Genomic DNA, 25,748 nt, shown 5'->3' with positions numbered 1-25,748 from the left:
TGCGGCAGCTCACAAATACGATTTTTTGGCTGCCAAAATTCTTTTCTACCCCCCCTCCAGGCCACCTCAGCTGATTGACAGCTTATTTCCGGCAGAGTAGTCTCTTGCGTCATGGGACCGCTACCACGAGAAATGAAGGTGAACCAAAAAATCCAAAAATGTCTGAGTGAAGTCTATGGCGACACATTTTCTTCACTTCACTATGAAGCGCTGGTTGCGCGTTTAGAAAAATCACAAAAATTAATTAAAAAAAACCGTAAAGCGCATTGGGATGAGGGTGATGTCGTTCTGATCACCTACGCCGATCAATTTTACGCGGAAGATAAAAAACCGCTGCCAACGTTTAATCAGTTTTATAATGAATGGCTTAAGTCGACATTTTCTCATGTGCATCTGTTGCCATTTTATCCGTGGTCATCGGATGATGGTTTTTCAGTAATTAATTACTATCAGGTTGCCGAAGAAACCGGTGACTGGAATGATATTAAGCAATTAGCTGAATCCAGTCGACTGATGTTTGATTTTGTTTGTAACCATATGTCAGCTAAAAGCGAATGGTTTAATAACTATTTGCAACAGCTTGACGGTTATGAAGAATTCTTTATTGCGATGGATCCTGATACGGACCTGAGCAACGTCACGCGCCCACGTGCATTACCGTTACTGACCCCGTTTACGTTGAAAGATAATACTGTGCGTCATCTCTGGACGACGTTCAGCGACGACCAGATCGATCTCAACTATGCCAATCCATTGGTATTACTGGCGATGGTCGATGTACTGCTGAGTTACCTGGAGCAGGGCGCTGATTATGTCCGCCTGGATGCGGTTGGTTTTATGTGGAAAGAGCCAGGGACAACCTGTATTCACCTGGAAAAAACGCATCAGCTTATCAAACTGTTCCGCGCTATTGCTGACTGCGTGGCACCTGGTACGGCGATTATTACTGAAACGAACGTTCCGCATAAGGATAACATTTCCTATTACGGTAATGGCCGCGATGAGGCGCACATGGTGTACCAGTTCTCGCTGCCGCCGCTGGTGCTGCATGCGGTGCAACGCCAGGATACAACGACATTGTGTCAGTGGGCGCAATCACTGGAACTGCCATCGACTGAGACCACATGGTTTAATTTCCTCGCATCGCATGACGGAATTGGCCTCAACCCGTTACGGGGCCTGTTACCGGAAGATGAAATCATGCGACTGGTGACGGAATTACAACAGGAAGGCGCCCTGGTTAACTGGAAGAATAATCCTGATGGTAGCCGAAGCCCGTATGAAATTAACGTAACCTATATGGATGCGTTAACGCCGGGTAATAGCAGTGATGTTGAAAGATTTTCCCGCTTTATACTTGCTCATGCCATTTTGTTGAGTTTTCCTGGCGTGCCAGCGATTTATATTCAAAGTATCCTCGGATCGCGCAATGACTATGAAGGTGTGGAGAAACTGGGTTATAACCGGGCGATCAACCGTAAAAAATATCATATAAGACAAATAGAAACGGAACTGGCCGATGAAACTTGTTTGCGTCACGCCATTTACCATGAGTTATCCCGATTAATTGTTCTGCGGCGTAATAACAAAGCATTCCATCCTGATAGTGATTTTAAGATTAACAGTGTTACACCGGCCGTTATGCAAATTAAACGTACGGCTGAGACAGGCGAAGAAATTACTGGTTTATTTAATATCAGCGCTCAGACACAAACCATTAATATTGATATTGAAAATGGATTTGATTTGATTAGCGAAGAAAGTATTTCGGGTAAGGAATTAACGTTACACGCCTGGCAGGTTATGTGGATTAAGAAATAAAAAGGAACATTCCATGCTTAAAGCTAAAATTGTGCTGATTTCAGCACTGGTGTCCTGCGCCCTGGTTTCCGGGTGTAAGGATGATAAAAAATCCTCTATCGCGATTGAATTTATGCACTCTTCTGTAGAACAGGAGCGGCAGGCGGTTATTGCCAAACTGATTGAGCGCTTTGAAAAAGAGAACCCCGGTATCAGCGTCAAACAGGTTCCTGTTGAAGAGGATGCTTACAACACCAAAGTGATTACCCTTGCTCGTAGCGGTTCACTTCCTGAAGTCATTGAAACCAGCCATGACTACGCGAAAGTCATGGACAAAGAATCGCTTATCGATCGCAAAGCGGTGGCGCAGGTCATCAACGGTGTGGGTGAAGACGCGTTTTATGATGGCGTACTGCGTATTGTGCGTACCGAAGATGGCTCTGCATGGACCGGGGTACCGGTTAGCGCCTGGATTGGCGGGGTCTGGTATCGCAAAGATGCACTGGCAAAAGCAGGGCTGAAAGAGCCGAAAGACTGGCAGCAACTGCTCGAAGTGGCGCAGAAGTTAAACGATCCGGGCAGTAAAAAATATGGTATTGCGCTACCTACGGCCGAAAGCGTATTGACCGAACAGTCCTTCTCTCAGTTCGCGCTCTCTAACCAGGCTAACGTTTTCGATGCGCAGGGAAAGATCACGCTCGACACGCCGGAGATGGCCCAGGCGTTGCAGTATTACCGCCAGCTTGCGATGAATACCATGCCGGGATCTAACAACATCATGGAGGTCAAAGACGCTTTCATGAACGGCACTGCGCCGATGGCTATTTATTCCACCTATATCCTCCCGGCGGTGATTAAGGAGGGGGATCCTAAAAATGTTGGCTTTATGGTTCCGACGGAAAAAACGTCTGCCGTCTACGGCATGTTGACATCGCTGACCATAACCGCAGGTCAAAAAACCGAAGAGACAGAAGCCGCAGAAAAATTTGTCACCTTTATGGAGCAGGCCGACAACATTGCTGACTGGGTGATGATGTCCCCTGGCGCTGCGCTCCCGGTCAATAAAGCAGTGGTGAATACCGCAACGTGGAAAGATAACCCCGTTATTAAAGCACTGGGTGAATTACCCGATCAACTGATTGCCGAACTGCCGAATATTCAGGTGTTTGGCGCAGTCGGCGATAAGAACTTTACCCGCATGGGCGACGTTACGGGTTCCGGTGTCATAAGCACCATGGTGCACAACGTCACGGTAGGAAAAGCCGATCTTTCAACGACGATGAAGGCAAGCCAGACCAAACTGGATGACCTTGTTGAACAGCGCTAATGGGGAAATGGAAAGCCGTGATGAATAAGTTCTTTTCAGGTCGATCGGATATGCCATTTGCCATGCTGCTGCTGGCGCCCAGCTTGCTCTTGCTGGGTGGTTTAGTCGCATGGCCGATGATATCTAACATCGAAATCAGCTTTATGCGTCTGCCGCTTAATCCACAAATTGAGTCAACATTTGTCGGCTTGAGCAACTATATCCGTATCTTAACCGATCCAGGATTCTGGCATTCGCTGTGGATGACGGTCTGGTATACCGCGCTGGTTGTTGCCGGGAGCACGGTGCTGGGGCTGGGAGTGGCGATGTTTTTTAACCGTGAGTTTCGTCTGCGAAAAACGGCGCGCTCGCTGGTGATCCTCTCTTACGTAACGCCATCAATTTCGCTGGTGTTTGCCTGGAAATACATGTTCAACAACGGCTACGGCATTGTGAACTACCTCGGCGTGGATCTGCTGCATCTGTACGATCAGGCGCCGCTGTGGTTCGACAATCCCGGCAGCAGCTTCGCACTGGTTGTACTTTTCGCCATCTGGCGCTACTTCCCGTATGCCTTTATCTCATTTCTGGCGATTTTGCAGACTATTGATAAATCGTTGTATGAGGCGGCGGAAATGGATGGCGCGAACGCCTGGCAACGGTTTCGTATCGTCACGCTGCCAGCGATCATGCCGGTGCTGGCGACCGTAGTCACGCTGCGTACGATCTGGATGTTCTATATGTTCGCCGATGTTTATCTGCTGACCACCAAAGTCGATATTCTCGGGGTCTATCTCTATAAAACGGCGTTTGCATTCAATGACCTGGGTAAAGCGGCCGCAATTTCTGTCGTCCTCTTCGTCATCATTTTCGCTGTTATCCTGCTGACCAGAAAACGGGTGAACCTCAATGGCAACAAATAAGCGCACGCTTGGCCGCATCGGCTTTTACTGTGGATTAATTGTCTTCCTCGGTATCACGTTATTTCCGTTTTTTGTGATGCTGATGACCTCATTTAAAAGCGCAAAAGAGGCGATTTCGCTGCATCCCACGCTGTTACCTCAGCAATGGACGCTGGAACATTACATCGACATTTTCAACCCGATGATCTTCCCGTTTGTTGACTACTTCCGTAATAGCCTGGTGGTATCGGTCTCGTCATCTGTGGTGGCGGTGTTTCTCGGCGTCCTCGGAGCGTATGCGCTTTCCCGCCTGCGTTTTAAGGGGCGGATGACCATCAACGCCAGCTTTTACACGGTGTACATGTTCTCGGGGATTTTGCTGGTGGTGCCGTTGTTCAAAATCATTACGGCCCTCGGCATTTATGACACCGAAATGGCGTTGATTATCACCATGGTGACCCAAACGCTGCCGACAGCCGTGTTCATGTTGAAAAGCTATTTCGACACCATTCCGGATGAGATCGAAGAAGCCGCGATGATGGATGGATTAAATCGTCTGCAAATTATCTTTCGCATCACCGTGCCGTTGGCCATGTCTGGTCTGGTTTCGGTCTTTGTGTACTGCTTTATGGTCGCGTGGAATGACTATCTGTTTGCCTCGATTTTCCTCTCCAGCGCCAGCAATTTTACCTTACCGGTCGGTCTGAACGCGCTGTTCAGTACGCCTGACTATATCTGGGGGCGCATGATGGCCGCATCGTTGGTCACCGCATTGCCGGTGGTCATTATGTATGCGCTTTCCGAACGTTTTATTAAGAGTGGTTTGACCGCAGGCGGCGTGAAAGGCTAAGCGGCCAGTTTAATTAAGGAGTTGTAAATGAAGAAGTTAGTTGCCACCGAACCGCGTGTTGCAGCGCTGGTGGAATATGAAGACAGAGCGGTATCCGCCAATGAAGTGAAAGTCCGCGTACGTTTTGGCGCACCCAAACATGGCACTGAAGTAGTCGATTTCCGCGCTGCCAGTCCGTTTATTGATGAAGATTTTAACGGCGAATGGCAAATGTTTATGCCGCGTCCGGAAGGGGCGCCGCGCGGAATCGAGTTCGGTAAGTTCCAGCTTGGCAACATGGTTGTGGGCGATGTCATTGAGTGTGGTAGCGACGTGACCGACTACGCGGTCGGCGACTCTGTCTGCGGATATGGTCCACTGGCAGAAACGGTCATCTTTAATGCCGTGAACAACTACAAACTGCGCAAAATGCCAGAAGGGAGTTCGTGGAAAAATGCCGTGTGCTATGACCCTGCACAGTTCGCTATGAGCGGTGTGCGTGATGCCAATGTGCGCGTCGGTGACTTTGTGGTCATCGTCGGGTTAGGGGCAATTGGCCAGATCGCCGTGCAACTGGCTAAGAAAGCGGGAGCGTCAGTGGTGATTGGCGTGGATCCGATTGCCCATCGTTGTGATATCGCGCGTCGCCATGGGGCTGATTTCTGTCTGGACCCGATTGGCACTGATGTGGGCATGGAAATTAAAAAGCTGACCGGCAAACAGGGCGCGGATGTGATCATCGAAACCAGCGGCTATGCGGATGCGCTGCAATCAGCGTTACGCGGTCTGGCCTACGGGGGCACCATCTCCTATGTCGCCTTCGCAAAACCTTTTGCAGAAGGGTTCAACCTGGGCCGTGAAGCGCATTTCAACAACGCCAAAATTGTCTTCTCCCGCGCCTGCAGTGAACCAAATCCAGATTATCCGCGCTGGAATCGCAAGCGCATTGAGGAGACCTGCTGGGAACTGTTGATGAACGGTTATCTGAACTGTGAAGAACTTATCGACCCGGTAGTTACCTTCGCCAGCAGCCCGGAAAGCTATATGCAGTATGTCGATCGCCATCCGGAACAAAGCATCAAAATGGGCGTGACGTTTTAATTAAGGAATGCAGAAAATGAAAATCGGAACACAGAATCAGGCTTTTTTCCCGGAAAATATTTTCGAGAAATTCCGTTACATCAAAGAGATGGGTTTTGATGGTTTTGAAATTGACGGCAAATTGCTGGTCAACAATCTTGAGGAAGTGAAAGCGGCGATCAAAGAAACGGGTCTGCCTGTGACCACCGCCTGCGGGGGCTATGACGGTTGGATCGGTGATTTTATCGAAGAACGTCGTTTGAATGGTTTACAGCAGATCACCCGCATTCTTGAAGCGCTGGCCGAAGTCGGCGGGCAAGGGATTATTGTCCCTGCCGCCTGGGGCATGTTTACCTTCCGCCTACCGCCGATGACCTCTCCGCGTAGCCTGGAAGGCGATCGCAAAGCCGTCAGTGATTCATTGATTTATCTCGATAAAGTCGCTGAACGTACGGGCACGGTGGTGTATCTCGAGCCACTCAATCGCTATCAGGATCATATGATCAACACCCTGGCGGATGCTCGCCGCTATATCGTGGAAAACAACCTGAAGCATGTGCAAATCATTGGTGATTTTTACCACATGAATATCGAAGAAGACGATATGGCGCAGGCGCTGCACGATAATCGCGATCTGCTGGGTCACGTGCATATTGCGGATAACCATCGTTATCAGCCGGGGAGCGGTACGCTGGATTTCTCTGCGCTGTTTGACCAACTGCGTGAAGATAATTATCAGGGTTACGTAGTGTATGAAGGACGGGTACGGGCGGAGAACCTGCCGGAAGCATACCGTCAGTCGCTGGCCTGGCTGCGTACCTGCTAAGAGGATATCCGTGAAAAGTGCACTGACAAGCGCTCCGCTACGTGTCGCCATTATCGGCGCCGGGCAGGTAGCGGATAAAGTTCATGCTTCGTACTACTGCACCCGCAACGATCTGGAACTGGTGGCTGTCTGTGACAGCCGCCTGTCACAGGCGCAGGTGCTGGCAGAGAAATACGGTAATCCGCAGGTTTGGGACGATCCGCAGACGATGTTACGCGAAGCAAAGCCAGATATCGTCAGCATCTGTTCGCCCAATCGTTTTCATTATGAACACACCATGTTGGCGCTGAACGCTGGCTGTCATGTGATGTGCGAAAAGCCCCCGGCCATGACGCCAGACGAGGCGCTGGAGATGTGTAAAACGGCGCGGCGGATGGGAAAAGTACTGGCATATGATTTTCACCATCGTTTCGCACTGGATACCCAGTTGCTTCGCGAACAGGTGATGGCAGGCGCGCTGGGCGAAATCTATGTCACTAATGTCCGCGCTTTGCGTCGCTGCGGCGTACCCGGCTGGGGTGTTTTTACCAACAAGGAACTGCAGGGCGGCGGGCCGCTGATTGATATCGGTATCCATATGCTTGATGCCGCGATGTATGTGTTGGGCTTCCCGGCGGTAAAGCGTGTTAACGCGCACAGCTATCAGCGTATTGGCACACGTAAGAGCAGCGGCCAGTTCGGGGTATGGGATCCCGCGACATACACCGTTGAGGATTCTCTGTTCGGCACGATCGAATTTCATAACGGCGGGATCCTGCGTCTTGAGACCTCTTTCGCGCTGAATATTCCTGAACAATCGATTATGAACGTCAATTTCTGCGGCGATCTTGCCGGGGCGACCTTATTTCCGGCGCAGGTCTATACCGATCGTGACGGGACGCTGGACGTGCTGTTCCAGCGTGAAATAGCCGATGACAATCGTCATTTTCGCAGCATGGAGGCCTTCGTGAATCACGTTCAGGGCGAGCCTGTCGCTATTGCGGACGCAGAGCAGGGCGTCGTTATTCAACAACTGGTTGCCGCACTGTATGAATCGGCTGAAACAGGAACATATGTAGACTTATGACGAAGCCAGTAATGCTAACCGAACCGGCTTTTTGCCCACACAGCCTCAACAAATATGCGTCGCTGATGACGCTTGGCAACGGCTATATGGGGATTCGCGCCAGTCACGAAGAAGCCTACACCTTACAAACTCGCGGCATGTATCTGGCGGGACTGTATCACCGGGCGGGGAAAGGTGAAATTAATGAACTGGTTAATCTGCCTGATGTGGTGGGTGTGGAGATCGCGCTTAATGGCGAGATTTTCTCACTAACCAGCGGCGTGATTGAGCGCTGGCATCGTGAACTGGATTTTGCCAGCGGAGAATTACGCCGTACCCTGGTCTGGCGAGCGCCCGGCGGCGCACGTTTTGCTATTGAGAGTCGGCGGTTTGTCTCGGCGCAAAAACTGCCGCTGTTTGCTATGGAAGTTGCCGTTACCCCGCTGGATGGTGATGCGAGCATTGGCATCTCAACCGGGATTGATGCCACGATCACCAATCATGGACGTCAGCATCTGGATGAAACGCAGGTCCGGGTATTTGGTCAGCATCTGCTGCAAGGCATTTACACCACCCAGGACAATCGCAACGATATCGCGATCGCGACGTTTTGCGACGTAGACGGTGCGGCGCAGCGCTGCTTCACCGCCAAAGAACGTCGGTTGTTACAACACAATACCGTGCAGGCGAAAACCGGACAACGCGTTACGCTGACGAAAATTAGCTGGATCGACTGGGCGAGCGAGCGCAGCCTGTCGCTGGAAACTTGGGCACGCCAGTCGCTACGTAATCTGGAATCGTGCGCCCAGCAGGGATACGATGCGCTGCTGGCAGAGTCGACCGCTAACTGGCATGCCTGGTGGCAAAGCCGTCGCGTTCAGGTCACCAGTAATGATATGGGCGATCAGCGAGCGCTGGATTATGCGCTCTATCATTTGCGTGTAATGACGCCAGATCACGATGAGCGCAGCAGTATTGCGGCGAAAGGTCTGACAGGCGAAGGGTATAAAGGTCACGTTTTCTGGGATACCGAGGTCTTTCTGTTACCGTTCCATCTCTTCACCGAGCCGAAAACAGCAAGAAGTTTATTACGTTACCGCTGGCATAACTTGTCGGGCGCGCGTGAGAAAGCCCGCCGCAACGGTTGGCAGGGGGCGCTGTTTCCCTGGGAGAGCGCGCGCAGCGGTGAGGAGGAGACGCCTGAATTCGCGGCGATCAACATCCGTACCGGGCTGCGGCAGAAAGTGGCCTCCGCACAGGCTGAGCATCATCTCGTGGCGGATATAGCCTGGGCGGTGATTAATTACTGGCATGCCACCGGGGATATGAACTTTATGTCCCGTGAAGGTATAACGCTGCTTCTGGAAACAGCGAAGTTCTGGATCAGCAGAGCCGTTATGGTTAATGACCGTTTAGAGATCCACAATGTAATTGGCCCGGATGAATACACAGAGCATGTGAACAACAATGCGTTCACCAACTACATGGCCTGGTACAACGTGGAGCAGGCGCTCGGTTTTGCGCGTCGCCTGGGCTGTAGCGATGAGACCTTTATTCACCGTGCTGAGCATTTTTTACGCCATCTGTGGCGACCGGAAGCGTTGTCTGATGGCGTGTTACCTCAGGACGACACCTTCCTGAGCAAACCGGTTATCGATCTGTCCAGTTACAAAGCGAAAGCGGGCAAGCAGACGATTTTGCTCGATTACTCCCGCGCAGAGGTCAATGAGATGCAAATTCTCAAACAGGCCGATGTGGTGATGCTGACCTATATGCTGCCGGAGCAATTCAACCCGCAAACCTGTCTGGCGAACTTGCGCTTTTACGAGCCGCGCACCATTCATGACTCGTCTTTGAGTAAGGCTATCCATGGGATTGTGGCTGCGCGTTGTGGGGATTCAGAGCAGGGGTATCGCTTCTGGCGTGAAGGATCGCTTATCGATCTCGGAGACGATCCACATAGCTGTGATGACGGTATTCACGCAGCGGCGACGGGGGCCATCTGGCTGGGCGCAATTCAGGGATTTGCTGGCGTGAATGTTCGCCACGGGGAGTTACATCTTGCCCCTGCATTGCCTGACCATTGGCAAACTCTCTCTTTCCCGCTGCGTTGGCAGGGCGTTGATATGCACGTGACTATCAATAAAGCAGAGATCCGCATTAGCAGTACTGAGCGTATTACCTTGTGGGTTAATGGCGAAAAGATCGCCGTCCAGGGGGCGTCAGCGATTACCTATGACGGTATTATTACGTCTATTTATGGGACCGCTACCACAAAAAGGGACGATGAATGATACTCAAACCACAGGCCATCATTTTTGATTTGGATGGCGTGATTACCGATACCGCGCATCTGCATTTCCTGGCGTGGCGGCAGGTAGCCGACGAAATAGGGATTGCGATTGACGAAGCATTTAATGACAGCCTGAAAGGGATTAGTCGTGGCGAGTCACTGCAGCGTATTTTGCACCACGGCGGAAAGGCGGGGGAGTTTACTCCCGAGACTTGCGCACAATTGGCTGAGAGAAAAAATCGTCTGTACGTCCATTCTTTGCGCCAGCTAACGGTTAACTCGGTATTGCCGGGGATTCGCGAGCTGTTAATGACGTTACGGGAAGAGCGGATTCCGGTGGGGCTGGCCTCCGTGTCGCTCAATGCGCCCACTATTTTACAGGCGCTTGATCTTAGCGCTTGTTTTGACTTTTGTGCGGATGCGGCGCTGATTACCCGTTCGAAACCAGATCCGGAGATTTTTCTGGCTGCCTGTGCGGGTCTTGGCGTTGACCCGCAGCAGTGCATTGGCATAGAAGATGCTCAAGCAGGCGTGGATGCGATCAACGCCTGCGGCATGCGCTCTGTTGGCATCGGTACGGGGCTGAACGGGGCAAACTTGCAGCTCCCTTCAACCGAATTTCTGACGTGGCCGTGCTTATCGGCTTTCTGGCAACACGACAAGTAAAGGATTCAACATGGCACAGCTTTCGTTGCAACATATTCAAAAAATTTACGACAACCAGGTGCACGTCGTTAAAGACTTCAATCTGGAAATCGAAGACAAAGAGTTTATTGTTTTTGTTGGGCCTTCCGGTTGCGGGAAGTCTACGACGTTGCGCATGATCGCCGGCCTGGAAGAGATCAGCGGCGGCGATCTGCTGATTGACGGTAAACGGATGAATGATGTGCCGGCGAAATCGCGCAATATTGCGATGGTTTTTCAGAACTATGCGTTGTACCCGCACATGACCGTCTATGACAATATGGCGTTTGGCCTGAAGATGCAGAAAATTGCTCCGGCGGTGATCGAGGAGCGCGTTAACTGGGCGGCGCAAATCCTTGGCCTGCGCGATTATCTGCAGCGTAAACCTGGCGCGTTATCCGGCGGTCAGCGCCAGCGCGTGGCGCTGGGACGTGCGATTGTTCGTGAGGCGGGGGTCTTCCTGATGGATGAGCCTTTATCGAATCTCGATGCCAAACTTCGCGTGCAGATGCGGGCAGAAATTAGCAAACTGCATCAGAAACTGAATACCACCATGATATATGTTACCCATGATCAAACCGAAGCCATGACGATGGCGACGCGTATTGTGATTATGAAGGATGGCATTGTTCAACAGGTTGGCGCACCGAAAACGGTGTATAACCACCCGGCAAATATGTTCGTCGCTGGATTTATTGGCTCGCCAGCCATGAATTTTATTCGTGGCGCGATTGATGGTAATAAATTCGTTACCGAAACGCTGAAGTTAACCATTCCCGAAAATAAATTAGCACAGCTAAAAGCGCAGGGTTATGAGCATCAGGCCGTTACGCTGGGTATTCGTCCTGAAGACATACATCCGCAGCCTAATAATGAAAATAATGTATCAGCAAAAATTAGCGTCGCAGAATTAACAGGCGCTGAGTTTATGCTTTATACCATCGTTGGGGGGCATGAGTTAGTGGTCCGTGCTGGGGCAGTGAATGATTATCACGCAGGAGAAAATATCACTATTCATTTTGATATGGCGAAATGCCATTTCTTTGATGCTGAAACTGAAGTGGCTATTCAATAAAATTCTGGGGGGATAACCCCCCAAACCTTGGGGCATTTTTGCGAGTATTTTAACAAGGAATAATAATGAAAACCCTACTGTCCGCTACTGCGCTGATTATGAGCGCAGGAGTGGCCTGTGCGCAGGCCGCTGAAAAAAATGACTGGCGCTTTAATATCGGTGCCATGTACGAAATAGAAAACGTTGAAGGTCAGGGCGAAGATATGGATGGACTGGCTGAGCCGTCAGTCTATTTTAATGCGTCCAATGGACCATGGAAAATATCTGTGGCCTATTATCAGGAAGGTCCGGTTGATTACAGCGAGGGGAAACGCGGTACCTGGTTTGATCGCCCGGAACTGGAAGTTCGCTATCAATTCCTCGAAAGCGAGGATGTTAATTTCGGCCTGACCGGTGGTTTCCGTAATTACGGCTATCACTATGTTAATGAACCAGGAAAAGACACTGCCAATATGCAGCGCTGGAAAGTTCAGCCGGACTGGGATATTAAACTTAGCGACGATTTGCGTTTTAGCGGCTGGCTGGCAATGTATCAATTCGTCAATGACTTGAGTACCACAGGTTACTCCGATAGCCGCGTTGAAAGCGAAACCGGTCTGAATTATACCTTCAACGAAACGGTGGGCTTAACGGTCAACTATTATCTCGAACGCGGTTTTAATCTGGCGGATTCGCGTAATAATGGCGAGTTCTCGACCCAGGAAATCCGTGCTTACTTACCGTTGTCTTTAGGCAATACCACCCTGACGCCGTACACCCGTATTGGCCTTGATCGTTGGTCAAACTGGGACTGGCAGGATGATCCGGAACGTGAAGGGCATGATTTCAATCGCCTTGGTTTACTGTATGCTTATGATTTCCAGAATGGTTTATCAATGACGCTGGAATATGCCTATGAATGGGAAGATCACGACGAAGGTGAAAGCGACAGATTCCATTATGCGGGGATTGGTGTGAATTACGCATTCTAAAATGTGCAGGGGCATTGTTATGCCCCTGTTTTTACACCAGTGAGTCGGCCAACGATATTTGCGTACCCACGGTGATGTTCTGCAATCCTTTCTCACCGGCAATCAGATTAAATAATAAATTACAGCTTTGTTCGCCGAGTTGCTGGGTTGGGACATCAATGCCTCCCGGCACGGGTGTCAGCATAAATGACAGCAGTTCATTACTGTAGCCTACAACGGCAAGCTGTTGCGGAATGGCGATATTTTTCTCAGCCGCCACGCGATATAAACTCATTAACTTTAAACTGTCGGTGGCAAATACTGCGTCGGGTAACGGTTGTTGACTCAGTAATTTCCGCGAAGCGAGCAGGGCGGTCTCATGAGTATAACCCCCATCAATAATCCACTCATCGCGTATTTGAATATTATGTGCCTGAAGACTGGCTTTATACCCGTTGACGCGATCGATGGAAACATGAACGTCAAGCGGGGCATGTAAACAGGCAATATTACTGTGGCCGCTCTCAATAAGCGCATTTGTCAGTGTGATGCTGTCACGATAGTTATCAGTGTCTACAGAATACACATTTGCATACTCTCCTTCCACTTTACCAATAACCACGACCGGGACGTTATATTTATCCAGTCTTGCAAAAAAAGATTCATCGGCGGGAGAACTCAGCATAATGATGCCTTTGATCAATTTTTGCTTAATTTTACTCTCACATTTTTGTAAATCATCTTCGGTGCTTCGCGACGTCTGTAATATGACATCAAAACCGACTTCTTCGGCTTTGGCCGTAATAGCATGCAGCACTTCAGAGAAAAAGGGATTACCGGCGGTTGTTTTGGCAGAACGGGTTGATATCACCATTATTGCGTCAAAGCCGGAAGAGGTGAGCGCCCGAGCCAGTTTATTGGGCTGATACTGTAACTCATCAATAGCGCGCAGCACTTTTTCCAGCGCTTCCGGCGAGATGTTGGTTTGCTTATTCAGCACGCGCGATACCGTGGATTTTGATACGCCAGCGGCTCGTGCAATATCATAAATGGTAGGAGACATAGATCCCAAGCTCCGTCCGAGAGTCAATGGCGGACATATTATGGAGTTCAATGCCGAATGACAACAATCACAGAATGCTGACAGAAAAATCAAAAGACACACCGCACAATGTGTTACCTGAAGAACAATGCGATCTGCTGGTGTGTACGATGATAATGCAGTCGCAATATTTTCTTAAGAACTGGCGTATAGTGTTGTAGTGAAATCCAACTCTCGATCAGGAAGATATTATGTTTAAAAAAGGCGTATTAGCGTTGGCACTGGTCATTGGCATGCCGGTTTATGCTGCCGAACACTGGATTGATGTTCGTGTGCCTGAGCAATACCAACAGCAGCATATTCAGGGGGCCGTCAATATTCCGTTAAAAGAGATGAAGGCGCGTATCGCAACAGAAGTGCCTGATAAGACCGACACCGTGAAGTTGTATTGCAACTCCGGGCGTCAGTCGGGGCAGGCGAAGGATATGCTCGTTGAAATGGGCTACACGCAGGTGACGAATGAAGGTGGAATCAACCAGATCGCGCTGCCAAAAGTAGAGAATAACTAAACCATCCGTATATCTTCTGTAACAGGCGGCGCGAATAGTGCCGTCTGACACCGCTCAGGTAGTTGATAAATAAGAATTGACCCCTATCTTTACTTCCTGTTTGTTATAATTTCTTCGGTTCCTTCTGCATAACGGGATGGCGATGAAGCGACTTAAAAATGAACTCAATTCGCTGGTTAATCGCGGCGTAGATCGGCATTTGCGCCTGGCTGTCACCGGGCTTAGCCGTAGCGGTAAGACGGCGTTCATCACCGCGATGGTAAACCAGTTACTCAATATTCATGCCGGTGCGCGACTGCCGTTGCTCAGCTGCGTGCGCGAAGAACGTCTGCTCGGCGTTAAACGGGTTCCTCAACGTGATTTTGGCATTCCGCGTTTTACCTATGATGAGGGACTGGCTCAGCTGTATGGCTCTCCGCCAGCCTGGCCGACACCGACGCGCGGGGTGAGCGAAATTCGCCTGGCGCTGCGCTACAAGTCCAATGACTCTTTGCTGCGCCACTTCAAAGACACCTCCACGCTATACCTGGAAATCGTCGATTATCCGGGCGAGTGGCTGCTCGATCTACCGATGCTGGCGCAGGATTACCTGAGCTGGTCGCGGCAGATGACCGGATTATTGCAAGGTCAGCGGGGCGAATGGTCGGCCAGATGGCGACAGCTATGCCAGGGGCTGGATCCGCTGGCCCCTGCTGATGAAAACCGTCTGGCGGAAATTGCCGCCGCGTGGACGGAGTATTTGCATCAGTGCAAACAGCAGGGACTGCATTTTATTCAACCAGGACGCTTTGTCCTGCCGGGAGATATGGCGGGGGCGCCCGCGCTGCAATTCTTCCCGTGGCCGGATGTGGAAGAATACGGCGAATCTAAGCTGGCGCAGGCGGACAAACACACCAACGCAGGCATGTTGCGCGAGCGGTTTAATTACTATTGCGAAAAGGTTGTGAAGGGCTTTTATAAGAATCACTTCCTGCGTTTTGATCGCCAGATTGTACTGGTGGATTGCCTGCAACCGCTCAACAGCGGGCCACAGGCGTTCAATGATATGCGTCTGGCGCTGACCCAATTGATGCAAAGCTTCCATTACGGGCAGCGTACGCTGTTTCGTCGGCTGTTCTCTCCGGTGATCGACAAACTGTTATTTGCCGCCACCAAAGCTGACCATGTCACGGTCGATCAGCACGCCAATATGGTGTCGTTGCTCCAGCAACTGATTCAGGATGCCTGGCAAAACGCCGCGTTCGAAGGTATTAGCATGGATTGTCTGGGCCTGGCATCGGTACAGGCAACCACCAGCGGTCTGATTGATGTGAAAGGCGAAAAGATCCCGGCGCTGCGTGGCAATCGCCTGAGCGATGGCGAACCGCTGACCGTCTATCCTGGTGAAGTGCCCGCACGACTGCCAGGACAGGCATTCTGGGACAGCCAGGGATTTCAGTTTGAAGCATTTCGCCCGCAGGTGATGGATGTTGATAAACCCTTACCGCATATCCGTCTTGATGCCGCGCTGGAGTTTTTAATAGGAGATAAATTGCGATGAGCGAGCCGTTAAAACCGCGTATCGATTTCTCAGGTCCGCTGGACGTGGAACAAAACACGGCGTTTAAAGCGCAGCAAATGTTCAATGAAACGGAAGCGCAGACCTTTGCTCCGGCGACACTGGATGAGCCTCTGGAAGACGAAGGCCAGGCAGAAGCGGTGATTGATGCTGCCTTGCGTCCTAAACGCAGTTTGTGGCGCAAAATGGTGATGGGCGGGCTGGCGCTGTTTGGTGTGAGCGTTGTCGCACAGGGCGTACAGTGGACCATGAATGCCTGGCAGACCCAGGACTGGATCGCGCTGGGAGGGTGCGCCGCGGGCGCGCTGATCGTCGGCGCGGGCGTGGGGTCGGTGGTGACCGAGTGGCGCAGGTTGTGGCGTTTGCGTCAGCGAGCGCATGAACGTGATGAAGCGCGAGACCTGCTTCATAGCCACGGAACAGGAAAAGGTCGCGCATTTTGTGAAAAGCTGGCGCAGCAGGCGGGTATTGATCAGTCCCATCCGGCGTTACAGCGCTGGTATGCCTCTATCCACGAAACGCAAAACGATCGTGAAATCGTCAGCCTGTATGCCCATCTTGTGCAACCGGTGCTGGACGCGCAGGCGCGACGTGAGATCAGTCGTTCTGCGGCGGAGTCCACGCTGATGATTGCCGTCAGCCCACTGGCGCTGGTGGATATGGCATTTATCGCCTGGCGCAATCTGCAGCTGATTAATCGTATTGCCTCGCTGTATGGCATTGAACTCGGGTATTACAGTCGTCTGCGTCTGTTCCGGCTGGTGCTGCTGAATATCGCCTTTGCCGGCGCCAGCGAATTGGTCCGCGAGGTTGGTATGGACTGGATGTCGCAAGATCTGGCGGCGCGCTTATCCACACGTGCTGCGCAGGGTATTGGTGCCGGGCTGTTAACGGCGCGTCTGGGTATTAAAGCGATGGAACTCTGCCGTCCGCTCCCGTGGATAGATGACGATAAACCACGACTTGGGGATTTTCGCCGCCAGTTGATTGGTCAGGTCAAAGAGACCTTACAAAAGAACAAATCTCCGCGTGAAAGTTAACTGGAACAAGGTGTCGATGGTGTAACTTTACGCCGCGGCGCCCAATTTTCCAGCGTGCTGTCAATATTTGTTGACAGAGTTCTTCCTGCAAACCAAATACTGTCTTATCATTTAACACATAATCCCTTGTCCAGGTGAAGGTTCCTATGCGTTTGGAAGTCTTTTGTGAAGACCGACTTGGTCTGACCCGCGAATTGCTCGATTTACTGGTGCTAAGAAGCATTGATTTACGCGGTATCGAGATTGACCCCATCGGGCGAATTTACCTTAATTTTGCGGAGCTGGAGTTCACCAACTTCAGTAGTCTGATGGCTGAAATCCGCCGTATTTCAGGAGTTACGGATGTACGTACCGTCCCCTGGATGCCTTCCGAACGGGAACATCTGGCGCTGAGTGCGCTGCTCGAGGCATTGCCTGAACCCGTTCTTTCTCTGGATATGAAAAGCAAAATTGAGATGGCGAACCCTGCGAGCTGTCAGCTTTTTGCTCACTCTCAGGAGCGGATGCGTAATCATACTGCCGCCCAGTTAATCAATGGTTTTAACTTCCAGCGCTGGCTCGAAAGCAATCCGCAGGATTCACATAGCGAGCATGTCGTGATTAACGGACAGAATTTCCTGATGGAAATTACGCCAGTTCACTTGCAGGGTGAAAATCAGGAGCAAATGCTGACGGGAGCCGTCGTCATGCTGCGTTCCACCATCCGGATGGGGCGTCAGTTGCAAAATATGACCACGCAGGATCTGAGCGCGTTTAGCCAGATTATTGCCGTCAGCGCCAAAATGAAGCATGTCGTAGAACAGGCCCGTAAGCTGGCGACGCTGAGCGCACCGCTGCTGATCACCGGTAATACCGGTACGGGTAAGGATCTCTTTGCCCATGCCTGTCATCTGGCGAGCCCGCGTGCGGCGAAGCCGTATCTGGCGCTGAACTGTGCGTCGATCCCTGAAGACGCGGTCGAAAGCGAGTTGTTCGGTCACGCAGGGGAAGGTAAAAAAGGGTTCTTCGAGCAGGCTAACGGCGGTTCAGTGCTGCTGGATGAGATTGGCGAAATGTCGCCGAGCATGCAGACCAAATTGTTGCGTTTCCTCAATGACGGGACCTTCCGCCGGGTTGGCGAAGATCATGAAGTCCATGTCGATGTACGTGTGATTTGCGCCACGCAAAAGAACCTGGTGGAGCTGGTGCAGAAAGGTTTGTTCCGCGAAGATCTGTATTATCGTCTGAACGTGCTGACCCTCAACCTGCCGCCGCTGCGCGATTGTCCGCAAGATATCATGCCGCTCACCGAACTGTTTGTGGCGCGTTTTGCCGACGAACAGGGCGTACCGCGTCCGAAACTGTCCGCCGATCTCAGTACGGTATTAACCCGCTACGGTTGGCCAGGTAACGTGCGCCAGCTTAAAAATGCCATCTATCGGGCGTTGACCCAGTTAGAGGGATATGAGTTGCGGCCACAGGATATATTATTGCCAGATTACGATGCGGCAACGGTTGCGGTCGGAGAAGAGGTGATGGAAGGCTCGCTGGATGAAATTACCAGCCGCTTTGAACGTTCTGTACTGACGCAACTGTATATGAATTACCCCAGCACGCGTAAACTGGCCAAACGGCTTGGTGTTTCACATACTGCGATCGCTAACAAGTTACGCGAGTATGGTTTGAATCAAAAGAAAAGTGAAGAATAAAGTATTATTGCCAATCCTGATTATGGGGTTGGCATTTTTTATTTGTTCATATTATTAATTTATTTCAATGTATTTATATTGAATATTAATACTCATGTGACCAGTATCCCTCATTCTTAATTAATTATTCCTGTAGTTGCTATTCATTTCACTCATTCCGCATTCCTCTTACAATTAACCGCATTTTGAATAATGCGATTATTAATAAGGGATGATTATGAAACTTAATATATTTACCAAAACAATAATTGGAATGGGCGCATTATGCGCCGCAGCACCCGTATTGGCTCTTGAAGCCTGGAGTGGACAAGAAGGAACCGGCCCTTACGAAGTTATTTATGACAGCGGCGTCTATACCAATGCCTGGTGGGTTGGCGCATCGGATTGTCCGGGAAATGCCTCAGGTGATGAAGCTAATAATCCCTGGCGTTTTGAACGTGATGCAACCGCTGCAGAAATCGCAGAATACGGTAACCCGACAACCTGCGATACTGGCGGCGGAACGGTAACCTATCCGGATTACAGTAGCGCAAATGCCTACAATGCCAATGATATTGTTACCTACAACGGTGCGACCTGGCAGACTTCTACCGCACAGAGCGCATACGGTTTCACGCCGGGGGCAGCCAATCCATGGGAAGTGTATGCGGAAGTCGCGCAGTGGTCGGCAACCACGACGTACAATAAAGGCGATAAAGTTCAGAAAGACGGCCAGGAATATGAGGCGCTCTTTTATACCATTGGCGATGATCCTTCCCTGGAGGCAAACCAGAACCCGTCTGGCACCAATGGTCGCCCGTGGAAACCGCTGGGTGCTGTCGTAACGTATACGACGGATCAACTCAATAATGCGCCTGAATTTAATTCTTCAACGCTGTATGAAAGCGGGACACTCATTCGATATAACGGCGAAAACTATGTTTCCCAGGCTAAAGTCCAGAAAGTCACGCCAGCCGATACCAATCCGTGGAAAATTTATATTGACTGGTCCGGCACTAAAGCAATGGTCGGGACACCTTCATCTGCGTGGCCTGCTCATGTCTACGCGCCGTATGTCGACTATACCCTGAACTCGCTGCCAGACCTTGCCAGTCTTGCCAAAAACCAGAATGTGACCCACTTCACCATGGCCTTTGTGGTGGCGAAAGATGCTGATACCTGTCTGCCAACCTGGGGCACGGCCTACAACATTAATGACTACACGCAGTACAGTAAAATTAAAGCGCTGCGTGAAGCCGGCGGAGATGTCATGGTCTCCATAGGGGGTGCCAATAACTCACCGTTGGCGGCAGCCTGTACCGACGTATCACAACTGCAGCAGCACTATTATGACATCGTTGAAAACCTCAACCTGAACGTGCTGGACTTCGATATCGAAGGGACCTGGGTTGCCGACCATGACTCCATTAACCGCCGTAACGAAGCTGTTAAGGCCGCGCAGGATCAATGGAAAGCAGAAGGTCGTAGCGTAGGGATCTGGTACACGTTGCCTATTCTGCCGACAGGTCTGACCGATGACGGTCTGTATGTACTGAACGATGCGAAGGCCAAAGGGGTTAATCTGGCGGGCGTAAACGTGATGGCGATGGACTACGGCAGCAGTATCTGTCAGTCCGAGGGTACGGAAGGGCAGAATATTCATGGCAAATGTGCAACCTCAGCTATAGAAAACCTGTCCAGCCAGTTAAAACAGATATTCACCGATAAGAGCGATGACGAGATCAACGCCATGATGGGCGTTACGCCGATGAACGGCTACAACGACGTGCAGGGCGAAGTGTTCTATCTGTCGGATGCGAACCTGGTGATGGACGATGCCAAAGATCGCGATATGGGCATGATAGGCATGTGGTCGATGATGCGTGACCAGCCGGGTGTTGCCGGTCAGGTATCACCAGAACACAGTGGGTTGACTGAATCCCAGGCTCCGCAATACGCCTTCAGTGAAGTGTTTGCACCGTTTACCCATAGCGATGAGACACCGGCAGAGACGGAAATAAAAGACGTCAACGTTGACAAATCGACAAATAACCCGGAATTAAACTGGACACAAAATACGGCCAGTATCGAAAGTGGGGAATACACTGTCACCTTACAACATGATGGTTGGAATCGTGATGCCGTTGGTGAGCCGTACTATTTTGGTCAATACGGTAATGAGAAGGTCGCCAGGGTGTACGTCACTGATTTAGGAAACGGCTATTCTAATGTTAAGTTACAGATGTTGACAGGGGAAGTCACGGAAGGCCATGTTGTACAGGTCAAGGATGCGAATGGGACTGTTGTATTAACTTATCAGTACACCCTTGAAGATGTAACTACGGGCAGCCCTTCGCAAATTGCCTCGTCAGAGACGTCGGTTAAAAATGGTTCGTTGACTTATACGATTAATGCAAGTACATCAATGATGATTGCATATGAGTACGTTAACTTTTATTACGATTCAACCGATGCAAAAGGAAAAACGACCACCACTCTTTGTGGCTCCTGGTTCCAGGGTAAGATCAAGAATTTCGGCAAAGGTTGTTCCACGGTGATGAATCCGCACCAGGGTTACTGGTCGCCTTCTGAGACTATCTCTGTGAATAAACTGAAAGCGGGAGATAAAGTTTATGCGGCTACCGCCGACGGCAGTAGTGAAAGTGCAAAAATCTTTACCGTACTGGATTCGATTACCTTAACGGATGAAATGTTGAAAGCGTCCAGGTAAGTTAAAAAAGTCCTCACCTTCAAAGCCGTAACAGCAATGTTACGGCTTACTTGTTGTCTATGGAAAACCCCCAGCCTGGCTGGAGGGGCTGTGCACAATAAAAAACCCCGCCGCAGCGAGGTTGAGAATGTGTTGTATAGAAGGCTAAGTACTTATTACGCTTTCAGCACGTCCAGAGCGGCAGTGTAATCCGGCTCGTTGGTAATTTCATTGACCAGTTGGCTGAAAATAACGTTGTCATTCTCGTCGATAACCACCACGGCGCGCGCGGCCAGCCCTTTTAATGGGCCTTCAGCGATTTCAACACCATAGTTTTTCAGGAATTCTGCATTGCGCAGGGTGGACAGCGTGATAACGTTGCTCAGACCTTCCGCACCGCAAAAACGAGAATGTGCAAAGGGCAGGTCGGCCGAAACGCACAGTACGACGGTATTGTCGATTTCTGTCGCCAGTTGGTTAAACTTACGTACCGATGCCGCGCAAACGCCGGTATCGATGCTTGGGAAAATATTCAGCACTTTGCGCTTGCCGGCGAACTGGCCCAGCGTAACGTCAGACAGATCTTTAGCCACAAGGGTAAAAGCCTGAGCTTTGCTTCCTGCCTGAGGAATGGAGCCAGCGACTGCAACCGGGTTGCCCTGGAAATGAACGGTTTGTGACATGGTTATCTTCCTGTTTACATATAGTTAACGTCGAGGCTAGTTTATGCCATCAGCAGTTAACACGGCAAACGCTATTTGCGGATATCCGCTTCAGGGACTGCACTAAGGAAAACGAATGAGAACAGTAAAGGTATATGAGGAAGCCTGGCCGCTGCACACTCCCTTTGTTATTGCCCGTGGGAGCAGAACCGAAGCGCATGTGGTGGTGGTTGAAGTGGAAGAAAATGGCGTCACTGGCGTCGGAGAATGTACGCCTTATCCGCGCTACGGCGAAAGCGATGCCTCAGTGCTGGCGCAAATTATGAACATTGCGCCACAACTGGAAAATGGACTGACGCGTGAAGAACTGCAAAAGCTGCTGCCAGCGGGAGCGGCGCGTAACGCGGTGGACTGTGCGTTGTGGGATCTGAATGCGCGACAACAGCAGTTGTCTCTGGCGGAGCTAGTGGGTTGCGAACTGGCGGAGGTGGTGACGACAGCGCAAACGGTGGTGATTGGAACGCCCGAACAGATGGCGGCGAGCGCGGCGGCACTGTGGGAGAATGGAGCGAGACTGCTGAAAGTCAAACTGGATGCCCGTTTAATCAGCGAACGGATGGTTGCCATTCGTGCGGCTGTTCCTGAGGCCACGATTATTGTCGACGCGAACGAATCCTGGCGGGCAGAGGGCCTGGCCGCGCGCTGTCAGCTTCTGGCTGATTTAGGGGTGGCGATGCTGGAACAACCGCTCCCGGCGCAGGATGATGCCGCGCTGGAGAATTTTGTGCATCCGCTACCGATCTGCGCAGATGAAAGTTGCCACACCCGCAGCAGCCTGAAAGCGCTGCACGGGCGCTATGAAATGGTCAATATCAAACTGGATAAAACAGGGGGCCTGACCGAAGCGCTGGCGCTGGCCATCGATGCGCGCGAGCAGGGATTTGCGCTGATGCTGGGCTGCATGCTGTGTACATCCCGGGCGATTAGCGCGGCGTTACCCCTCACGCCGCAGGTCAGTTTTGCCGATCTCGATGGACCTACCTGGCTTGCCAGCGACGCGGAGCCATCCCTGCATTTTACGACCGGACAGCTTCATCTCTAGGGTGCCAACGCAGGAGATTGGACATGGCCAGCAGGTATTTCTCGCTCGCTTCATCGGATGAAATGGGCGGAAATTCGGCGGTGATACAGTGCAAGTTCAGGTCGGCGCACCAGCTACCAAAAGAGCCAGGTGTTTCGTAACCTACGCTGGTGACAAGCGGCAATTCAAATGACTGCGCCAGCCATGCGCCTAACTCGCTGCGTCTGGGATCTTCAATACAGGCCAGCGGATCGTGAAAAGAAACCACCCAGGCGGGATGAATCCGGTGAATAAGCTGACACAGCGCCTGGGTTTCTGGTTCTGACCCCGGATGCTCGCCGGTCAGCAAAACCACGTCGCGTTCTTCTGCGCTACTGTTCCAGCGATATACCGTTTCACCCGCTTTCCAGTTTGCGGCAGGAAAGTTACGGTTAAGATCTACGCCGTTCGCATTTGCGCGCAGCCCAAGCTGGCAACCGTCGGGGTTCACCGCCAGCACCACATGGTGACGACGCAGGGAAGGGTTAAGCGTACGCAATGCGCAGGAAAGGGTGACGACAGATGAGTTTTCGTCACCGTGCGTACCTGCCAGTATCAGGCCGCTTTCATGATCGGCTGCCAGCGCAGGAAACCAGATTAGCGGTGCGCCTAACGATGAACGTCCGTAATGTTCGGTTCCTGGCGGAAATGCGCCGCGCTCGGCACGGGGACGGGTAGCGGTCATAGTCATCTCTGAATGCTCGAATAGTTACTCGCAGTGTTGTGCAAAATGTATGGATAATCAAATCGTTTTCACACACTTATCTTTTCAGGTGTAATATCACTTTCTTGTCGGAAGTTAATTGCATTTCCTGCTGGCGATACAAATAATTACACATTCACTTAGTAGCCGGAATTGAGGATATTTTATGCAGCATTCTGTTTCAGTAACCTGTTGTGCGCTGTTGGTTAGCAGCATTTCCTTATCATGGGCTGCTGATGTTCCCAGCGGAACGGTACTGGCAGAGAAACAAGAACTGGTGCGGCATATAAAAGATGAACCGGCGTCGCTTGATCCGGCAAAGGCCGTCGGACTTCCTGAAATTCAGGTTATTCGTGATTTATTTGAAGGGCTGGTCAATCAGAATGAGAAGGGAGAAATTGTTCCTGGCGTCGCCACCCAGTGGAAAAGTAACGATAACCGCATCTGGACGTTTACGCTACGCGACAATGCGCAATGGTCCGATGGTACACCGGTAACGGCGCAGGATTTTGTCTACAGCTGGCAGCGTCTGGTTGATCCCAAAACACTATCACCGTTTGCGTGGTTTGCTGCGCTGGCGGGTATTAGCAATGCTCAGGCGATCATCGATGGCAAAGCAGCGCCTGATAAGCTTGGCGTTAGCGCGGTTGATGCGCGTACATTAAAAGTTCAACTGGATAAACCGCTCCCCTGGTTTGCCAATCTGACGGCAAGTTTTGCATTTTATCCGGTACAAAAAGCCAACGTTGAGAGCGGCAAAGAGTGGACCAAGCCGGGTAATCTGATTGGTAACGGCGCCTATGTGCTCAAAGATCGCGTCGTAAATGAAAAACTGGTCGTTGTACCGAATACGCATTACTGGGACAACGGCAAAACGGTTCTGCAAAAAGTCACCTTCCTGCCCATTAATCAGGAATCGGCAGCCACCAAGCGCTACCTTGCGGGTGATATTGATATCACGGAATCCTTCCCGAAAAACATGTATCAGAAACTGTTGAAGGATATTCCGGGCCAGGTTTATACCCCGCCTCAGCTTGGCACTTACTATTATGCCTTCAATACCCAGAAGGGACCGACTGCCGATTCCCGCGTGCGCCTGGCGCTGAGTATGACGATCGATCGTCGTTTGATGGCGGAGAAAGTATTAGGTACCGGCGAGAAGCCCGCCTGGCATTTCACGCCGGATGTTACGGCAGGATTTGTACCTGAACCTTCGCCGTTTGAGCAAATGAGTCAGGAAGAGTTGAATGCTCAGGCGAAAACCCTGCTGCGTGCAGCAGGCTATGGTCCGCAGAAACCGCTTAAACTGACGCTGCTGTACAACACCTCTGAAAACCACCAAAAGATTGCTATCGCAGTGGCTTCTATGTGGAAGAAAAACCTCGGTGTCGACGTAAAACTGCAGAATCAGGAGTGGAAAACCTATATCGACAGCCGTAATACCGGCAATTTTGATGTGATCCGCGCTTCCTGGGTGGGTGACTACAATGAGCCTTCTACGTTCCTGTCGCTATTAACATCGACCCATACGGGCAATATCTCCCGCTTTAATAATCCGGCATACGATAAAGTATTAACTCAGGCTACGTTGGAAAATACCGAGAAGGCGCGGAATGCGGATTATAATACGGCAGAGAAAATTCTGATGGAACAGGCACCTATTGCGCCAATTTATCAGTATACCAACGGGCGGTTAATTAAACCGTGGCTGAAAGGGTACCCGATTACTAACCCTGAAGATGTCGCATACAGCCGCACAATGTATATTGTGAAGCACTAATCGGTACTGGCCTTATGTTAACGCAAGGTAACCACGGATAAACCCAGAGCTGGCGCGGCTTACAGCGCCAGTTTCTCCTTAGCATCTGAAAGCCAGAGAAAAAACTA

Annotated in this window: 21 protein-coding genes; 18 read left to right on the top strand and 3 right to left on the bottom strand. The window is 51.0% G+C overall.

All coding sequences use genetic code 11. The annotated features are described in order from the left end of the window. The first annotated feature begins 138 nt into the window (after positions 1–138). The 11 genes from OGV69_RS14390 (at position 139) to OGV69_RS14340 (ending at position 12,811) form a co-directional block, all read left to right on the top strand. Positions 139–1,821, top strand: a complete 1,683-nt coding sequence (locus OGV69_RS14390; protein WP_176722623.1) for a sugar phosphorylase — start codon at positions 139–141, stop codon at positions 1,819–1,821. A gap of 13 nt (positions 1,822–1,834) precedes the next feature. Next, on the top strand, positions 1,835–3,127 hold the full coding sequence (locus OGV69_RS14385) for an ABC transporter substrate-binding protein (protein ID WP_227409108.1): 1,293 nt from the start codon (positions 1,835–1,837) through the stop codon (positions 3,125–3,127). A 20-nt stretch (positions 3,128–3,147) separates the two neighbouring features. Further along, positions 3,148–4,029, top strand: a complete 882-nt coding sequence (locus OGV69_RS14380; RefSeq protein ID WP_038643191.1) for a carbohydrate ABC transporter permease — start codon at positions 3,148–3,150, stop codon at positions 4,027–4,029. After that, a complete protein-coding gene (locus tag OGV69_RS14375) occupies positions 4,016–4,858 on the top strand; it encodes a carbohydrate ABC transporter permease (RefSeq protein ID WP_038640909.1) in 843 nt (280 codons plus the stop codon). Before OGV69_RS14380 ends, OGV69_RS14375 begins: the two co-directional genes overlap by 14 nt. Positions 4,859–4,885: 27 nt before the next feature. Continuing rightward, complete coding sequence (gene ycjQ, locus OGV69_RS14370; protein ID WP_069324992.1) at positions 4,886–5,938, top strand: D-guloside 3-dehydrogenase; 1,053 nt, start codon at positions 4,886–4,888, stop codon at positions 5,936–5,938. A gap of 16 nt (positions 5,939–5,954) precedes the next feature. Continuing rightward, a complete protein-coding gene (gene ycjR / locus OGV69_RS14365) occupies positions 5,955–6,743 on the top strand; it encodes a 3-dehydro-D-guloside 4-epimerase (protein WP_069324993.1) in 789 nt (262 codons plus the stop codon). Positions 6,744–6,753: 10 nt separating this feature from the next. Beyond that, entirely contained in the window at positions 6,754–7,809 is a 1,056-nt protein-coding gene (ycjS, locus tag OGV69_RS14360) for a D-glucoside 3-dehydrogenase (RefSeq protein WP_069324994.1), read from the top strand. Then, positions 7,806–10,082 (top strand): glycoside hydrolase family 65 protein, encoded by a 2,277-nt coding sequence (locus OGV69_RS14355; protein ID WP_114140351.1) that lies wholly within the window; start codon positions 7,806–7,808, stop codon positions 10,080–10,082. Before ycjS ends, OGV69_RS14355 begins: the two co-directional genes overlap by 4 nt. Beyond that, positions 10,079–10,747: a beta-phosphoglucomutase gene (gene pgmB, locus OGV69_RS14350; RefSeq protein WP_038640899.1), complete on the top strand. Its 669-nt coding sequence runs from the start codon at positions 10,079–10,081 to the stop codon at positions 10,745–10,747. The genes OGV69_RS14355 and pgmB overlap by 4 nt, the downstream gene beginning before the upstream one ends. Positions 10,748–10,757: 10 nt before the next feature. Next, positions 10,758–11,840 (top strand): ABC transporter ATP-binding protein, encoded by a 1,083-nt coding sequence (locus OGV69_RS14345; protein ID WP_038640897.1) that lies wholly within the window; start codon positions 10,758–10,760, stop codon positions 11,838–11,840. A gap of 65 nt (positions 11,841–11,905) precedes the next feature. Beyond that, on the top strand, positions 11,906–12,811 hold the full coding sequence (locus tag OGV69_RS14340) for an OmpG family monomeric porin (RefSeq protein WP_069324995.1): 906 nt from the start codon (positions 11,906–11,908) through the stop codon (positions 12,809–12,811). 31 nt (positions 12,812–12,842) lie between these two features. Here OGV69_RS14340 and OGV69_RS14335 read toward each other — a convergent pair whose 3' ends face one another. Next, positions 12,843–13,853: a LacI family DNA-binding transcriptional regulator gene (locus OGV69_RS14335; protein ID WP_038640893.1), complete on the bottom strand. Its 1,011-nt coding sequence runs from the start codon at positions 13,851–13,853 to the stop codon at positions 12,843–12,845. A gap of 230 nt (positions 13,854–14,083) precedes the next feature. Between OGV69_RS14335 and pspE the strand changes: the two genes are divergently transcribed. From pspE to OGV69_RS14310, 5 genes are all read left to right on the top strand, one after another. Then, entirely contained in the window at positions 14,084–14,401 is a 318-nt protein-coding gene (pspE, locus tag OGV69_RS14330; RefSeq protein WP_038640891.1) for a thiosulfate sulfurtransferase PspE, read from the top strand. A gap of 142 nt (positions 14,402–14,543) precedes the next feature. After that, positions 14,544–15,941: a YcjX family GTP-binding protein gene (locus tag OGV69_RS14325; protein ID WP_069324996.1), complete on the top strand. Its 1,398-nt coding sequence runs from the start codon at positions 14,544–14,546 to the stop codon at positions 15,939–15,941. Further along, entirely contained in the window at positions 15,938–16,999 is a 1,062-nt protein-coding gene (locus OGV69_RS14320; protein ID WP_069324997.1) for a YcjF family protein, read from the top strand. The genes OGV69_RS14325 and OGV69_RS14320 overlap by 4 nt, the downstream gene beginning before the upstream one ends. A 146-nt stretch (positions 17,000–17,145) precedes the next feature. After that, on the top strand, positions 17,146–18,687 hold the full coding sequence (tyrR, locus tag OGV69_RS14315) for a transcriptional regulator TyrR (protein ID WP_038640886.1): 1,542 nt from the start codon (positions 17,146–17,148) through the stop codon (positions 18,685–18,687). A gap of 217 nt (positions 18,688–18,904) precedes the next feature. Then, on the top strand, positions 18,905–21,397 hold the full coding sequence (locus OGV69_RS14310) for a glycosyl hydrolase family 18 protein (RefSeq protein ID WP_077223944.1): 2,493 nt from the start codon (positions 18,905–18,907) through the stop codon (positions 21,395–21,397). 155 nt (positions 21,398–21,552) lie between these two features. Here the strand turns inward: OGV69_RS14310 and tpx are convergent, their stop codons facing one another. After that, positions 21,553–22,059, bottom strand: a complete 507-nt coding sequence (gene tpx, locus OGV69_RS14305) for a thiol peroxidase (RefSeq protein ID WP_038640885.1) — start codon at positions 22,057–22,059, stop codon at positions 21,553–21,555. A 115-nt stretch (positions 22,060–22,174) separates the two neighbouring features. Here tpx and ycjG point away from each other — a divergent pair, with 115 nt between their 5' ends. Continuing rightward, the gene (gene ycjG / locus OGV69_RS14300; RefSeq protein WP_069324998.1) at positions 22,175–23,140 is read left to right on the top strand and encodes an L-Ala-D/L-Glu epimerase; all 966 of its coding nucleotides are present in this window, start codon (positions 22,175–22,177) and stop codon (positions 23,138–23,140) included. Here ycjG and mpaA read toward each other — a convergent pair. Then, positions 23,115–23,843 carry a murein tripeptide amidase MpaA gene (mpaA, locus tag OGV69_RS14295; RefSeq protein WP_038640876.1) on the bottom strand — a complete coding sequence of 243 codons (729 nt, stop codon included), beginning with the start codon at positions 23,841–23,843 and terminating at the stop codon, positions 23,115–23,117. The genes ycjG and mpaA overlap by 26 nt on opposite strands. A 184-nt stretch (positions 23,844–24,027) precedes the next feature. Between mpaA and mppA the strand changes: the two genes are divergently transcribed. Beyond that, the gene (gene mppA / locus OGV69_RS14290) at positions 24,028–25,641 is read left to right on the top strand and encodes a murein tripeptide ABC transporter substrate-binding protein MppA (protein WP_038640874.1); all 1,614 of its coding nucleotides are present in this window, start codon (positions 24,028–24,030) and stop codon (positions 25,639–25,641) included. Positions 25,642–25,748: the final 107 nt, after the last annotated feature.

The sequence above is a fragment of the Citrobacter sp. Cc139 genome (assembly GCF_030334645.1).
GTDB classification, from domain to species: domain Bacteria; phylum Pseudomonadota; class Gammaproteobacteria; order Enterobacterales; family Enterobacteriaceae; genus Citrobacter; species Citrobacter werkmanii.
Note: the sequence above shows the minus strand (reverse complement) of the source record. Positions and strands in the feature narration are given on the sequence as shown.